Genomic DNA, 14783 nt, shown 5'->3' with positions numbered 1-14783 from the left:
GAAACCTTGCCCGGCGTCGGCCGCAGGCCCGGGAAGGCGCTTCGGGGGGAGTGCCCGATCGGGTGCGACGAGGACTTCGCCGGAGCCGGGATCGAGCAGCCCGCCGGCCTGGGCCCGGGCTCACCCACTCGGGACCGGGACCGGCCCGAACCGGCGGGGGTCGAGTCCCCGTCCCGGCCGCGACGGCGGATCGAGGCGGTGATCTGGCCGCGTGGCGAACCGGCCCGGACCGGACCGCCACCGGGCGGGCGCGGGCGAAGGGCTTTCGGATGCGCATCCGCCGGCGGATTCCGGCATCGAACGCCGTGATCCGGCACGACCGGCTGATCGGTGGTTCGGCCGAACGTTCGCTGACGGCCGGCGGCCAGTGAGCGGCGCACATCGCCCCATGTCCACGATCCGGCCATTGTGCAGCGGGCGGTCGCCGTGCCGGGCGACGAGGTGCGCGCACATCGTCCGGCCGTACCCGCGGACCGGTCCGGTACCGTACCGGCCGTCGTCCTGGCCGTGGTCGTTCGTCCGGTCGTTGCTCCGCCCATGCGGAGTCCTGCGTCGTGGCGCCCGGCGGAGCCGGGTCGCCGTATCCCGTGCCCCCGGCCGCCGCACCGGCACCGCACGGACCCCATCGGTGCCCATCGGTGCCGGAGTCGTAGTGGAGCCGTTCAGGCGGGTCGGTGCGGGGATCGCCCGGATCGCGGCCAGGCCAGCGGCGCGGCCGTGGCGAGCGCCGTGCGGGCGGCCGTCGGACGCCTGACGACCAGCTGGGTCTCCCGTCCGCGCGCCATGACGCGGAACACCGGCCCGGAGTCGCGGGACTCCTGCGATCGGGCACGGGAGGCCGGGCGGAACAGGGGAGGGGCGGGCCGGCCGTGCCCACGGGGGAACCCCGGGCCGGCCCGGGGGCTCACGCCGCCTGGTCCATCCGGTGATCGTTGTAGTGGTCGGCGCGGTCCTGCCCCGACAGCGCGTGGATGGCGGCCATGATCTCGTCGGTCACCTGGCGGCGCGCCTGGCCCGGGCGGAGGTGTTGGTAGCCGGTCGAGAAGTCCATCGGGCGGCCGAACCGGATGCGGATGGGGGCCAGCCGCGGCAGGCGGGCGCCCACCGGCTGGATGTGCTCGGTGCCGAACAACGCCACCGGTACCACGGGCGCCCCCGACGTCAGCGCGAGATGGCCCACACCGGTCCGGCCGCGGTACAACCGGCCGTCGCGCGACCGGGTGCCCTCGGGGTAGATGCCGAACGCGTCGCCGTCCCGGAGCACGGACAGGCCTGCCTCCAGGGCGGTCATGGCGTCGCGGCCGGCGCCGCGCTTCACCGGGAGGGCGCCCAGGGTGCTCAGCGTGAGACGGGTCAGCCGGCCCCGGACGCCGGGGCTGTCGAAGTACTCCGTCTTGGCGAGGAAGCGCACCCGGCGCGGCACCGCGAGCGGGATGACCACGCTGTCCACGAAGGACAGGTGGTTGCTGGCCAGGATCACCGGGCCGCTGGCGGGCACGTTCTCCAGTCCTTCGATGGTGGGCCGGTACAGCGCCCGCCCCACCACCGAGCCGATCACCCGAAGTGTGCCGTAGAGCACCCGTCTCCCCCTGTCCTCGCGCCGTCGCCGCACCTCACGGCGGACAGCACAAGAAGATACCGGTCGGCGGGAGCGCCGGCGGCGGGATGGGGGCGTCCGGCCCGGGTACCCGGGCGGGGCCGTATCAGGCCGGGGTCCACTCCGCGTTGGCCCCGCACACGACCAGACACGGGTTCTCCGCGGGAACCCGGCCGGCCAGCCACGCGGCGAACGGCACCGCCGCGGCCGGCTCGGCGGCGATCCGGAACTCCTCCCACATCCGGTCGCGGGCGGCCAGGATCTCGGCGTCGCTGACCATCGCGGTCGTCACGGGATGCCGCCGCAGCACCGCGAACGGCACGTCGCCGACCCGCGTGGCGCCCAGCGCCGAGGAGGCGACGGAGTCCACGGCCGTGTCCACCGGTTCACCGGCGTCGAGCGCGGCGTGCAGGCTGCGGCACCCTTCGGGCTCCACCGCGACCACCCGGCGATCTCCCGATCCCAGCCGGATCCCCGACACCAGCCCGCCGCCGCCGACGGCCACCACCACAGCGTCACAGTCGGGGGCGTCGGCCGCGATCTCCAGGCCCACGGTGCCCTGGCCGGCCACCACGTGCGGATCGTCGTAGGCGTGCAGGTACCGCACTCCCTCAGCGGCGGCCCGCTCGTGAGCCGCCGCGGCGGCGGCCGCGTAGTTCTCCCCGACCCGCACGAGCTCGGCTCCGGACGCCTGGAGCAGCCGGGCCTTGGCCTCGGGCACCGTCTCGGGGACATAGACGACCGCGGTGATGCCGAGCATCCGCGCGGCGGCGGCCACACCGAGGCCGTGGTTGCCGCCGGAGGCGGTGACGACCTTGCCGGTGGGCTCGCCGGCGCGCAGCGCGTTCAGCGCACCGCGCAGCTTGAACGCGCCCGTGATCTGCAGCTGCTCCAGCTTCAGCAGCAGCGGCCGGCCGTCGACCTCGGCACGCAGCACGGGCGTGCGGCGGGCGTATCCGGCGATGCGTTCGGCGGCGGCGCGGACGTCGGCCTCGGTCGGAACGGGACGCGCGTCGGTGGGCGTCGGGACCGTGGTACTCGGTGTCATGTCTCCACTCTGCCCGCGGTGATCCTTAAGATAAAGCTCGCGCTGCTAAAGATGATTAAGCAGTGCTTATGGCTGAGCGGGCGCCGGAGGCGGCGGCTACGGCGCCCGTGGGGGAGTCCCGCCACGGGCGGTCGAGGCCCCCGAGCCGCGGGCCGGGAAGCGGCCGGTCGTGGATTCCCGCAGGGCGACGGGGCATGGTGCGTTGCACGTGCGGCTCTGAGCCCGCTACGGAAGAAGGCGGGAGAGCGCGGCCCGGGGCGGGGCGGCGGCCGTCCATGGACGTTGCCGGTGAGCGCCCGGACGGTGGCCGGTACCCGGCCTGCTCGTGGCCGCGTGCGGCCCGCGTGGACGTGCCGTGCTCGCGTGCCGGATCGACGGGCGGTGACCATGCCTTGAAGCTTTGTCGTTGCCGAACAGCGGAGACTTCGGCGAAGTTTCCACCGGAAGGTTCAACGATAGCGTTGAAGGGGCTTCGGCTCTCAGACGGAAGGCGGGCTCCATGGCGGACGACTCCCCGGTGATCGAACTCAGCCGGTCCGACCTTCGGGAGGTGACCGGCTACGCGGTGGCGTGCGCGCGCCCCGTCCTGGTCGTGTTCGAACGCGACCGCCCTGACGATCCGCGACCACGGGCGGCGGTCGACGCCGCGCACGCGTTCGCGGAGGGAGCGGAGCGGACCAAGGTGTTGCGTGACAGCGCGTGGGCGGCGCATCGGGCAGCGCAGGACACCCGCGACGCGGGGCGGGCCGCCGCGAGCGACGCCGCGCGAGCCGCCGCCAGCGCCTGCGGTGCGGCGTTCCTCCACCCCCTGGCGAAGGCCACTCAGGTCAAGCACATCCTCGCTTCGGCCGCCCATGCCGCGCGAGCGCTGGAACTCGCCGCCGGGGACGATCCCGCCGTGGCGGCGGACCATATCGCGCGGCTGCGGGTCCTCGCGTCTCCCGTCGTGGTGGACGTCCTGAGGCGCTACCCGGCGGCCCCGCCCGGGGGCGGGCGGGTCGGGGACCTGATCCGCCTGCTGGACGCGTCGCTCCGCTGATCCGGGACGGCGTGCAGCCGACTCAGGAACCGCTGACGTGGGATCCCGAGGCGGCGCGCCGGCCGTGGGACGAGGTTAGGGACCAGGCCCGTGTCGAGCGGTGCCGGTGAGGCGGCGCCAGGGTACGGAGACCAGGCGGCGCCTGCCGGCCACCACGCCGACGGCATACGAGGCGGGCACTGCGCGGGCGGGCGGCTGGCGGAAAGCGGGGTGAGCCCCCGCAGCCGGTAGCACCATTTCGGCGGCTGGACGGTCCGGCCGCGGTCTCCTACGCGAGGTGCCCGGGGGCGCTCCATGCGGTGGCGCCGGGCTGGCGGGCGGATACGGCGCGGGCCGGGTGACGGCGGTGGTCACGGCCGATCTTCCGTCCGTCATGGACGAGCCGGCCGAGGCGCGGTCCATCCGCCCCAGGCGGGGTACGTCGCGTACCGGCGCGCCTGCGCGCACGTGGTGGCGGAGGCGAAAGGTCCCCCTATGGCGGGGGAGGACGGCGCCGCGCACCGCGGCTGGGCGATCGTGGGCCTCCGGACCCGCCGACCGAGATGCCGCCGACCGGCCCGGTCGTGGAACCGCCGCGGAGACGGCTCAGCGGTACCGCCCCGGATCCGGGCGGCTCTTCGCCGCAGGGGCGGAGGCCGTCACCGGGAACGTTCGCGGAGCGCTCTCCGGGCGCGGCCGGTCCGCGGGCTCGACGGCCGCGTCCGGCAGGGGCGGCGTCCCGCGTGGACGCATCGTCAACAATGCGGGCAGCCCGCGTCATGGACGGCCGTTTCCCGTTCGTCCAGCATGGTGTGCGTACGCAGGCGTGTCCGAAAGGAACGAAATGTCGATGCTCAAGCGCGGCATGGCCACACTGCTGCTCACGTTGGCCGCGGTCGCGTTCGCCGCCCCCGCCGAGGCCGCGCAGTGGAGGTATGTCGGGTACTACACCAGCGGCGCGGCGTGCCACGCCGACGGAAAGCTGTCGGGCCTGCCGTACAGGTGCGATGTCGCCCCGCTGACCGGGAACTATTTCCTGTACGTCTACTCCTGATCCTTGGCCCGACCACACGCGCACGGCCCCGTTCCGTCCGGTCACCGGAGCGGCGGCCGGGTCCCCGCACCGAATGTGCGGGACACGCGGAAGGCCTCCCGGGGGACGCCCCGGGAGGCCTTCCGCATGCGAGGAGGCCGACGCCGCAGGCCGGGAAGGACCGCGCTGCCGGTGGACCCGGGCACCCGCGTGCGGCGAGGAGGTGCCGCGACGCGCACAGGAGTCGTCGGCGGTGGTGGCCGATGCGAGTGCGGGTCGGCACGGCCGGTGCCGGGGCGATGGCGGGCGCCGGTGGGGAGCCGCGCCGCGTCGCCAGCGGCGTTCCGGTCTCCACGAGATGGGGGTACCGGTGGAACCTGCCGCACACCGGGTCCGACCCGTAGCGTCGTGCGCGTGATCTTCTCCCGCTCGGCGCGGCCGTGACGGCGAACGCGGCACCCGCGAGGCCGTCGCCGCGGCGGGACCGTCCCGCCCGCCAAGGCCGCCGTGCCCTGGGGAACCCGCCCCCACCTGACCGTGCCCCGGAGCGAGTACTCGATCATGGACCGCAAACCGGAGGAGAACGTCCCCGCGCCCGCGAGGAGTTCGCCGCCGGTCCCGCTTCGATCAGCCGGCAGGCACGATCCGCGGCCGGCGGCACCGTCGCCGACGCGCACGACGAAAGGAGCAGCACGTGAGAGTCGCCCTCGGCGCCGACCACGCCGGCTTCCCCCTCAAGGACACCGTCCGCAGGGCGGTGGAGGCCCTCGGCCACACGGTCCTCGACCGTGGCACGCACAGCACCGACCCCGTCGACTTCCCCGACATCACCCAGGCCACCTGCGGGCCCGTGCTCGACGGGACCGCGGACCGCGCGATCCTCGTGTGCGGGACCGGGGCGGGGGCGATCATGGCCGCCAACAAGATCCCCGGCATCCGGTGCGGGCTCGCCCACGAACCCTACTCGGCCCACCAGGCCGTCGAGCACGACGACGCGAACGTCATCGCGATGGGCGCCTGGCTGGTTCCGCACGCCCTCGTCGCCGACATCGTGCGCGAGTTCCTCGACGCGACGTTCGACGACGACGAGGACACCCGCCGCCGCGTCGCCAAGCTCAACGCGCTCGACCTCCTCACCCCCCGCCACTGAGCCGCCGCACCGGCCCGATCGCAGGAGTCCCCTTGTCCTCATCACCCACCGCGGCCGTCCGGCGCTCACCACTCGGCTCGAAGGACCGCAACAAGACCGCCATCGCCGCGGCCGTGGGCACCAGCGTCGAGAACTACGACTTCATCGCCTATGGCACCGCCTCCGCGCTCTACTTCGGCACGGTGTTCTTCCCCGAGAGCGACCGGTTCACCGGAACCCTGCTGGCGTTCGCCACCCTCGCCGTCGGGTTCGTCATGCGCCCGCTCGGCGGGGCGATCGGCGGCTTCCTCGGCGACAGATTCGGACGCAAGCCCGTGCTCGTCGGCGCCATGATCGTCATGGGAGCGGCGACCTTCATCATCGGGGTGCTGCCGACCTACTCCCAGATCGGTGTCCTCGCCCCGATCCTGCTCACCGTCATCCGCATGGTCCAGGGGCTGGCCTTCGGTGCGGAATGGGGCGGCGCCATCACCATGGCCTACGAGCACGCGCCATGGCACCGGCGCGGCATGTACGCCGCCATCCCGCAGTCGGGCAACCCGCTCGGCATCGCCCTGGCCAGCGGCATGTTCGCGCTCTCCGCCGGTCTCGAAGGCGACTGGGCGTGGCGCACCCCGTTCCTGCTCAGCGCCGTCCTCGTCGTCGTGGCGCTCGTCGTACGTTCCCGGCTCTCCGAATCACCGGAGTTCCAGGAGGCCCAGGCGGCCGGGAAGACCGAGAAGAACCCCTTCCTCGCGACACTGCGCAACGACTGGCGCGGCATCCTGCGCGTCATCGCGCTGCGCATCGTCGAGTCCTTCGCCTACTACTCCACCGCGACCTACCTGCTCAACCACCTCACCGAACGCGACCCGTCGCTGCGGCCCGTCGCCCTCGGCGCGATCACCGCCGCGAGCATCACCGCCATCTTCGTCACCTTCCTCGCGGGCGCGCTCACCGACCGGGTCGGCCGGCGCCCGATCTACGTCGGCGCCTGCATCGCCGCGATCCTGTTCGCCTTCCCGATGTACCTGCTCACCAACGACGGGCAGCCCGCGCTCGTCGTGGCGGTGTTCATCATCGGCATCGGATTCATCCACGCCGCCCTCACCGGCGCTCAGGGCTCGCTGCTCACCGAGCAGTTCCGCACCACGACCCGCACGTCCGGCGCCTCCCTCGGCTACCAGGTGGCGGCGGCTCTCGGCGGCTTCGCCCCGCTGCTCGCCGCGGCGCTGGCCGGCGCCTTCGGCTGGCCGGGCGCCGCCCTGCTCTACCTGGGCGCGGCCGTGATCGGCCTCGCCGGCATCGTCCTCACCCGGGAGACCTGGGACCGTGCGGAACGCGAACGGGTGCGCGCCCTCGTGCGCGCCGCCCGCCGACGCTGAACGCACTTCCGTGGGCGGCGGAGCCCGCTCCGCCGCCCACGGCGACCTGCGGATTTTCGCGACGCGCCCTGGCGTCCCGTCGCGAGGCGCGCCGATGGGCGTGCGGGACGGCGTTCGCGGCGTGCGCACGGCGACGCGAGCGAGTGACGTGATCGCCCGACCACGTCGCTACGCTGGTCCCCATGGCGCATGTCCCGGCGGCTGAACGCCGTCCCCAGCTGATCAGAGCGGCGATCGACCTCATGGCCCGGGAGGGGGTGGCGGCGGGCAGCACCCGCGCGATCGCGGCCGAGCTGGGAGTGGCGCAGGCGACGGTGCATTACACGTTCGGCACGAAAGAGGACCTGTACCGCGCGGTGCTGAAGCAGCTCACGGAGGAGCTGATCGGGCAGGTCGAGCGGGCGGCGCCCGAGGCGGGGGACTTCACCGAGGCGATCGCCGCCCTGGCCGCCGCCCTGTGGCGGACCGTGCGCGAGAACCCCCGGAACTACCGGCTGCTCTGTGAACTCGGCATGCTCGCGTCGCGCACGCCCGGCCTGATCGAGGTGCACAACGGCCACTACCGCGACACGATCGGCGCGACGGCGGACCTCGTGACCAGGACCGCCGAACGCACCGGTCAGCGGCTCGCCCAGCCGGCGGAGGCGGTCGCCCGGTTCTTCCTGGCCGGTTTCGACGGGCTCTCGCTCCAGCGGTTCGCCGTGCCCGACGAGGAGCACGAAGTGGCCTGTCTGCGCGCTCTGGTCTCCGCCACGGTGGCTTTCGCCGACGGCCGACTCGACCTGACGCCCCTACCCGTCCACTGACGCCGCCCGGGCGGCCCTGGCGGAGCGGGCGGGCCGTGGCCCGGGTATGCCGGTCGGCCCCTCCGCCGGGCTCGGCTCGCGCGGCCGAGGTGTCCTCAACCGCCGACCTGGGTCCCGTTGAGGCGGACGTCGGCCGGCACCGGGCCGCGGTCCCGGGCGCCGGCCGGCATCGGCACGGTCACGGTGAACTCCACCGCCGTCCCCGGGTCCAGCGAGCGCTGCCGGGAATCCCGTGCGGCCACGGTGACGCGCAGGCCGCGGTCGTCACGGCCGGCCGAGACGACCGCGGCGCCGTCGACGTCGACCTCCTCCCCGGCCTCGCAGGGAAGGTGGAACGTCACCCTCCAGTCCGGCACCGGCTCGCCGTCCCGGGGGACCGTCACGCGCACCCGGGTGGAGCCGCGGCCGTCACCGCCCGGACACGGCTCGGTGTCGACCACGGGGACCCCGGATGGACGCAGCGATCCCGCGGCGATCGCGGGGACGGCGACCCAGCGGGCGGCCTCGGCCCCGGCGAGACCCACCACGTCGCCGACGGCGCTCAGCCTCGCCCCGCCGTCCCCCGGGCAGGCCAGCGTGAGCAGCCCCTCGTCGTCGCGCACCTGGCGCCACAGCGCCTCGGGCGCCTGGGGAGCGGCGTCACCCAGGCGCACCCCCTCGGGGGTGCGGACGAGGTGCAAGCGGCTGTACCGGTTGACGAGGCGGCACAGCCCGTCTCCGGCGCCCTGGAACTCCCACTGCTGTGCCAGAGTGCCGTCCGGCGGCCGCAGCGCGAGACCGGATCCCTCGGCGACGCTGTAGCGCGGCGGCGTGAGCACGCCGTCCATGCCCTCGGGCGACAGCACCATGTGGCACAGCGGGGGCTTGATCTCCTTGTACTTGACCTTCGTGCTCACCGGCCGGAAGGCGAACATCATCGAGCCGGCGTGCTGGCGATGGTCGAAGTCGAGGATCCGGGCCTGGGAGACCTCGAAGTCCTCGATCCCGCAGTCGAGGTGTTCTCCGCCCGGGTACCCCAGGCTTCCGAGATGGTCGGTGTAGCTCCCGGTACTGTCCTGGAACTGGACGTAGTTGAACAGGCCGTTCTTCGGCTCGTGGTAGACATGGAAACCCTGGAAGTACTTTCCCTGCCCCGGGGAGTAGGGCGGTTTCTCGTCGCAGCCGAAGCACTGGCCCTTCTCCTTTCCGTCGACTCCCTGCCAACTGTCGCCCTGGCGCGTCCGCATACCGTGCATGAGCGTGTACTCGTGCGCGGTCTTCGGGGTCTTGTATTTCTGGCACCACGCCTTGACGCCCGTCATCCGGCCGCCCTTCGCCGGGCGGTGCTTCCATTCGCTCTTGGTGAAGAATCGTTCCAGATTTGTGGAGGAGCGTTTCCCGAAAGGCCCCCAGAAGAGCTCCACATCGCGGGTCAGGTGATCGTACTTCTTCTGCCAGTCCCCGAACGGGCGCCAGTACACCTGGGCGTACTCGACCGCGGCGAACCACATCAGCCGGTGGAATTCCACCTTCTTGTCGAACGCGTCGATCTTGTCCCAGCCGGCCTCGTAGGTCGCCATGACGTAGTCGATGTACGTGGGGGAGCCGCCCTGGGTGAGGTCGCGGAGGGTCGTTCTGCAGTTCTCGATCTTGGTGTCGCCGAACCCGAGTTTCTTCCCGTTCACGCACATGTCCCGGAGGATGAACAGGTGGATGTTGGCGACCTGGACGAAGAGCGGCAGAACCGCCACCTTGTAATCCTTGTCCTGGAAGGCGGGCAGATCGCGAATGATCGCCGTCTCGATGGCCTTCCAGTCCGTCCGGGCGTCTTCCTTGTCCTTGTCACTGGCCGAGTTCTTGTACGCCGCCTCGGCCGACTTCTTGTACCGGCTGCACAGCCCGTAGAGCCCCTTGAGCTCGTTCTCCATCAACTTCTTGTACAGGCTTTCGATCTCCTGCTTCACGAGCTTCTTGACACGGTCCTGGATCTCCAGCCACACGTCGTCCTTTCCCGACGGCCACAGATAGGAGAGCCCGATCCCCAGACCCGTGGCGATCAGCGTGCCCCAGCCGGGGACCACGGCGCATATGCCGCTGATGAGCTGCTTCATCGCCGCCAGAGCGATGTCCATGTCCTTCTTGGCCCGCGGCTGCGCGGAGTCCGAGAGCCCGAAGGCGTCACGTGCCTGACGAGGCACGGGCACCTCGCCGGTCCGGTCCACGGCGGTATCGGCGCGGGCGTGCTCTGAACGGGTCATCGCGTGTCTCCAGTGGTGTCGGGCGGTCCGTCCGCCTTGCGCGGAGTCGTGGAGCGACCCCATGACGGTGTACGCCCGGCGCCGCTACCCGCCCGGCCCGCACTGACGTGCGGCTGGGGAAATGTTGGCCCGATTCGGAGGTGGGCGATACGTCCGGACGCGCGGACCGGCGCGGACGGGCGTCCCGGCCCCTCCCGGTCACCTCCCCTGCCACTCCGGCCGCTCCTTGGCCAGGAAGGCCCGCACCCCCGCGGCGAAGTCCTGGCTGCCGAATACCCGGGCCACGATGTCGTCGCCGTCGGGCAGGGCGGCGCGGCGCAGACGGCGGACCGCCTCCTTGGCCGCCCACATGGACAGCGGCGCGTGGCCGAGCACCCGGTCCAGCACGGCCGCGGCCCGGTCGTCCAGGTCCGCCGGTTCGCACACCTCCGCGAGGAAGCCGGCCGCGGCGGACTCCTCCGCCGTGTACAGGCGGGCCCGCAGCAGGACGTCCAGGGTGCGGGCCGGGCCGAAGTGGTGGACCAGCAGCGAGCAGGTGTTCATGGAAAGGCAGTTCCCGAGCGTCCGCGCCACCGGTACCCCGAACCGCGCGGTCGAGTCGGCGACGCGCAGGTCGCAGACGGCGGCGATGGCGAGCCCGGCGCCGACGCAGTAGCCGCGGATCGCGGCCACCGTGGGCACCGTGACGGTCTCCAGCCGGGAGATGACGCGCTCGATCCGTTCCTCGTAGGCGATGCCGTCCGCACCGTCGCGGAACTCGGTGAACTGCCCGATGTCGGTCCCGGCCACGAAGGCGGCGGTGCCCGCGCCGCTGAGCAGCATGGCCCGCACGCCGTCGTCGCGGTCGGCGGTCTCGCACGCCTCGTACAGGCCCTCGTACATGCCCCAGGTCATCGCGTTGCGCGCCTCGGGCCGGTTGAAGGTGACGGCCAGCACCGCACCGCGTCGTTCGACGCGGAGCTCCGGGTCGCCGCTCGTCATGGGTCCTCCCGTTCGGTCGTGGTCTCGGTTGTGGTCTCGGTTGTGGTCTCGGTCGTGGGTCCGGGGGTGGCGGACGCCGGAGCGGCGGGGCGCGGCGCGCCCGCGGCCGGTCCGATCCGGCGCCGCACGCCGGCGAGCAGTGCGGGGCCGAAGGCGAGCGCGGCGGCGAGGCACAACGTCGCCAGCGCGATGGGGCTCTGCGCGACCAGCACGAAGCCGCCGTCGCCCAGCGCCGACGTCTGCACCAGGGCCTTCTCCAGCAGCGGCCCGAGCACCAGCCCCAGCACCAGCGGGGCGACGGGCAGGCCGAGCAGCTTCATGAGGTAGCCGACGACACCGAACACGAACACGATCCACACGCTGTACAGGCTGTTGTCGATCGAGTAGGCGCCGACGAAGCTCGTGCAGATGATCACCGGGTACAGGTAGGCGTAGGGAATCCGCAGCAACTGCGCGAAGAGCGGGGCGAGCGGCAGGTTCAGCACCAGCAGCATCACGTTGCCGATGAAGAACGACGCCAGGAGCCCCCACACCAGCTCGGGCTGCTCCTCGAACATCAGCGGGCCCGGCTGCACGCCGTACACCAGCAGCGCGCCGAGCAGGATGGCGGTCGTGGCGCCGCCGGGGATGCCGAGCGCCAGGGTCGGGATGAAGTTCGCGTTCGCCGCGGCGTTGTTGGCGCTCTCCGGCGCGGCCACGCCCTCGATCGCCCCCGAGCCGAACTCCGAGCGGCGCCGCGAGACGCGCTTCTCCACGCCGTAGGCCATGAACGACGCCAGCGTTGACCCCGCGCCGGGCAGGCAGCCCAGCACGAACCCGATCAGGCTCCCGCGGACGATCGGCCCGCCCGAGCGGCGCAGTTCCTCCCGGGTGATGACCAGGTCGCGGAACCGCGCCCGGATCGGCGTGGCCTCGCCGACCCGGAGCTGGTACAGCACCTCGCCCACCGCGAACAGGCCGATCATCACCTCGACGAACGGGATGCCGCCGAGCAGGTTCGTGCTGCCGAACGTGAACCTGGACTCCGCCGTGGCGGAGTCGATTCCCACCATGGCGAGCAGCAGGCCCAGCCCGGCCATGGCGACCCCGCTGAGCCGCGAGCCGCCGGAGAACCCGATGATGGTGGCCAGGCCGAGCACCATCACGGCCAGGTTCTCCGCCGGCCCGAAATTCAGCGCCATCCGCGCGAACACCGGCGCCAGCGCGGACAGCAGCAGCAGCGAGGCGATCGCCGCCGCGAACGAGCCGATGGCGGCGATCGACAGCGCCGCGCCCGCCCGGCCCCGCCTCGCCATCTGGTAGCCGTCGAACGTGGTGGCGACGCTGGACGCCTCGCCGGGCGTCGAGATCAGCACCGACGTGATCGTGCCGCCGTACTGGGAGCCGTAGTAGATCCCGGCGAGCATGATGAGCGCGGTCACCGGTTCGAACCCGAGCGTCAGCGGGATCAGCACGGCCACGCCGGTGCTGGAGCCCAGGCCGGGCAGCAGCCCGATCACCGTGCCGGCCAGGACGCCGACGAAGCACCACAGCAGGTTCCCGGGGGTGAGGGCCGTTCCCAGCCCCATCATCAGGTTCTCGATCACGGCGCGCCGCCGATCGCCGGAGTGAGCGTCCAGCCGGGCAGCGGGACGCCGAGCAGGACCCCGAAGACCAGGTGCACGGCGGCGACCACGGCCGCCGCGGTGGCGAGGGCCGCGTACCAGGGCCGCCGCTCCACCAGGGTGGCCACGGCGGTGACGTAGCCGCCGAAGGCCACGAGGATCCCGACGTAGGGCAGGACCGCGACCATCGCCAGCGTCAGCGCGAACACGACGCGCAGGTTGCGCACCCGCTCGGCCTGCGTCCGCCCGCGGGGGTCGGTGCCGGAGTCGGTGCCGGGGGCGGGTGAGCGCCGGGTGAGCGCGCGGCGCAGCGCGGCGGCGAAGAGCGCGCCGCAGGTCAGCAGCAGGAGCAGGCCGAGGACGAGCGGCAGCAGCCCCGCCCCGACCCGGCCCTCATCGAGCCACACGCCGTAGGACAGCGCCGCCACGGCGACCGCGCCGCCGAGACCGGTGAGCACCCCGAACGCGACCACCTGACCGTACTGGGCCGGTGCTCCGGAGCCGGGGCGCGGGATGGGTAAGCGTCTCATGGCCGCAGTACCCCTTCCAGTCGGGCGTTGCTCTCGTCGAGATAGGCGCCGAAGTCGGCGCCGTAGAGCGGGTTCGGCTGCATCAGGCTGGTCTCGACGTACTCGGCGTAGGCGTCGCCGGCCACGAACTCCCGGCTCGCGGCCAGCCACGCCTCCAGCGCCTCGTCGCTGATCCCGCCGGGGGCGAGCACGCCGCGGAACTGCCCGTAGGCGACGTCGATCCCCTCCTCGCGGGCGGTCGGGATGCCGGTCATGCCGGGGTAGTCGTACCGTTCTTCCGCGAAGACGCACAGCGCGCGCAGGTCCCCGGACCGCAACTGCCCGGCGACCTCGCTCGGGTTCAGCGAGGCGACGTCGATGCGGCCGGCGAGGAGGGAGGCGATCACCTCGCCGCCCGAGTCGAACGGGACCCGGTCGAAGCTGGTCCCGGTGTCCTGCTCGACCATCGTGAAGACGACGTTGTCCAGGCTGGCCGCGCCGGCCACCCCGGCGATGACCCGTTCCCGGCGGGCGGCGTCGACGGCCTCGGCGCAGCCGTGGAGCGGGGAGTCCGCCCGCACCACGAGCAGGGTGAAGTCCTCGCCGAGGCTCATGACGGGCGTGAAGTCGGTGTAGTCGAACTCGGTGTCGGCGGTGATCGGCAGCGTGAGCAGGGCGGTCTCGGTCGCCAGCAGGTAGTTCGGGTCGCCGCGCCGCGTCAGGAGGTAGGAGTAGCCGATCGCGCCGGCACCGCCTTCGCGGTTCTCCACGGTGATGTTGGCGGTGGTGACCGACTCCAGGCCGGCGGCGATGGCGCGTCCGGCCACGTCGCTGCCGCCGCCGGCGCCGAACGGGACGATCATGGTGACGTTGTCGGTGAGTTCGCGGGTGGTCGCCGCCTGCGGCCCGGGCGGGCCCGAGCACGCGCCCGTCCCGGTGGCGAGGAGCAGGGCGGTCGCGGCGGCGGCGAGACGTCGAACGGCGGCGGGCATCAGCGGCCTCCCGGAGTCACGGAGGTCATCGTGGCGGCGCGCTCTTGCCGGCGAGCCGGGCGCCGAAGCGGTCCACGTCGATGACGAAGCGTTCGTGGCCGCCGGAGGCGATCTGCTCGACGCCGTCGTGCGCGGTGATCTCGAAGACCACCCGGCGGCGGTCGACCTCTGTGACGGTCGCGGTGACGGCGACCGTCTGGCCGCACAGCGTGGGGGCGGTGTGGGCGATGTCGACCCGGCTGCCGACGCTGCTCTGCCGCTCGCCGATATGGCCGGCGAGCGCCTCGATCGCGGTCTCCTCCAGGAACAGCACCAGATTGGGGGTGGAGAGGATGCGGTGCGCGCCGCGTTCGGTGCAGTGCCGCGGCTCGACGGCGCGGTGCGCGGTCATGCTGGTACCGACGGTGATCGTGACGGCCATGGGGACTCCTGTCGGTGGGGCGG

At 72.9% G+C, this 14783-nt stretch carries 13 protein-coding genes; 5 read left to right on the top strand and 8 right to left on the bottom strand.

Annotation, left to right across the window (positions count from 1 at the left end; all coding sequences use genetic code 11):
• Positions 1 to 904: 904 nt before the first annotated feature.
• Positions 905 to 1579, bottom strand: a complete 675-nt coding sequence (locus ACFQRF_RS25250) for a lysophospholipid acyltransferase family protein (protein WP_379873689.1) — start codon at positions 1577 to 1579, stop codon at positions 905 to 907.
• Between the two features lie 124 nt (positions 1580 to 1703).
• A complete protein-coding gene (locus tag ACFQRF_RS25245; protein WP_379873688.1) occupies positions 1704 to 2645 on the bottom strand; it encodes a serine/threonine dehydratase in 942 nt (313 codons plus the stop codon).
• 499 nt (positions 2646 to 3144) lie between these two features.
• On the opposite strand from ACFQRF_RS25245, the gene ACFQRF_RS25240 reads away from it, so the two are divergent.
• From ACFQRF_RS25240 to ACFQRF_RS25220, 5 genes are all read left to right on the top strand, one after another.
• The gene (locus ACFQRF_RS25240) at positions 3145 to 3684 is read left to right on the top strand and encodes a putative immunity protein (protein WP_379873687.1); all 540 of its coding nucleotides are present in this window, start codon (positions 3145 to 3147) and stop codon (positions 3682 to 3684) included.
• Between the two features lie 823 nt (positions 3685 to 4507).
• Complete coding sequence (locus ACFQRF_RS25235) at positions 4508 to 4717, top strand: hypothetical protein (protein ID WP_379873686.1); 210 nt, start codon at positions 4508 to 4510, stop codon at positions 4715 to 4717.
• A 673-nt stretch (positions 4718 to 5390) separates the two neighbouring features.
• Positions 5391 to 5846 carry an RpiB/LacA/LacB family sugar-phosphate isomerase gene (locus tag ACFQRF_RS25230; RefSeq protein ID WP_379873685.1) on the top strand — a complete coding sequence of 152 codons (456 nt, stop codon included), beginning with the start codon at positions 5391 to 5393 and terminating at the stop codon, positions 5844 to 5846.
• Positions 5847 to 5878: 32 nt separating this feature from the next.
• Positions 5879 to 7210: an MFS transporter gene (locus tag ACFQRF_RS25225; RefSeq protein ID WP_379873684.1), complete on the top strand. Its 1332-nt coding sequence runs from the start codon at positions 5879 to 5881 to the stop codon at positions 7208 to 7210.
• Positions 7211 to 7392: 182 nt separating this feature from the next.
• On the top strand, positions 7393 to 8016 hold the full coding sequence (locus ACFQRF_RS25220; protein ID WP_379873683.1) for a TetR/AcrR family transcriptional regulator: 624 nt from the start codon (positions 7393 to 7395) through the stop codon (positions 8014 to 8016).
• Between the two features lie 95 nt (positions 8017 to 8111).
• Here the strand turns inward: ACFQRF_RS25220 and ACFQRF_RS25215 are convergent, their stop codons facing one another.
• The 6 genes from ACFQRF_RS25215 to ACFQRF_RS25190 all read right to left on the bottom strand — a co-directional run bounded on the left by ACFQRF_RS25215 (position 8112) and on the right by ACFQRF_RS25190 (position 14760).
• Positions 8112 to 10253 (bottom strand): insecticidal delta-endotoxin Cry8Ea1 family protein, encoded by a 2142-nt coding sequence (locus tag ACFQRF_RS25215; protein ID WP_379873682.1) that lies wholly within the window; start codon positions 10251 to 10253, stop codon positions 8112 to 8114.
• Between the two features lie 198 nt (positions 10254 to 10451).
• On the bottom strand, positions 10452 to 11234 hold the full coding sequence (locus tag ACFQRF_RS25210) for an enoyl-CoA hydratase/isomerase family protein (RefSeq protein WP_379873681.1): 783 nt from the start codon (positions 11232 to 11234) through the stop codon (positions 10452 to 10454).
• Complete coding sequence (locus ACFQRF_RS25205; protein ID WP_379873680.1) at positions 11231 to 12820, bottom strand: tripartite tricarboxylate transporter permease; 1590 nt, start codon at positions 12818 to 12820, stop codon at positions 11231 to 11233. The genes ACFQRF_RS25210 and ACFQRF_RS25205 overlap by 4 nt, the downstream gene beginning before the upstream one ends.
• Positions 12817 to 13368 carry a tripartite tricarboxylate transporter TctB family protein gene (locus tag ACFQRF_RS25200; RefSeq protein WP_379873679.1) on the bottom strand — a complete coding sequence of 184 codons (552 nt, stop codon included), beginning with the start codon at positions 13366 to 13368 and terminating at the stop codon, positions 12817 to 12819. The genes ACFQRF_RS25205 and ACFQRF_RS25200 overlap by 4 nt, the downstream gene beginning before the upstream one ends.
• Positions 13365 to 14339, bottom strand: a complete 975-nt coding sequence (locus ACFQRF_RS25195) for a tripartite tricarboxylate transporter substrate binding protein (RefSeq protein WP_379873678.1) — start codon at positions 14337 to 14339, stop codon at positions 13365 to 13367. Before ACFQRF_RS25195 ends, ACFQRF_RS25200 begins: the two co-directional genes overlap by 4 nt.
• Before the next feature lie 25 nt (positions 14340 to 14364).
• The gene (locus ACFQRF_RS25190; protein WP_379873677.1) at positions 14365 to 14760 is read right to left on the bottom strand and encodes a thioesterase family protein; all 396 of its coding nucleotides are present in this window, start codon (positions 14758 to 14760) and stop codon (positions 14365 to 14367) included.
• Positions 14761 to 14783 lie beyond the last annotated feature (23 nt).

It is taken from the genome of Marinactinospora rubrisoli (genome assembly GCF_042664915.1).
Lineage (GTDB): Bacteria > Actinomycetota > Actinomycetes > Streptosporangiales > Streptosporangiaceae > Marinitenerispora > Marinitenerispora rubrisoli.
This window is presented reverse-complemented; position numbering and strand designations above follow the sequence as displayed.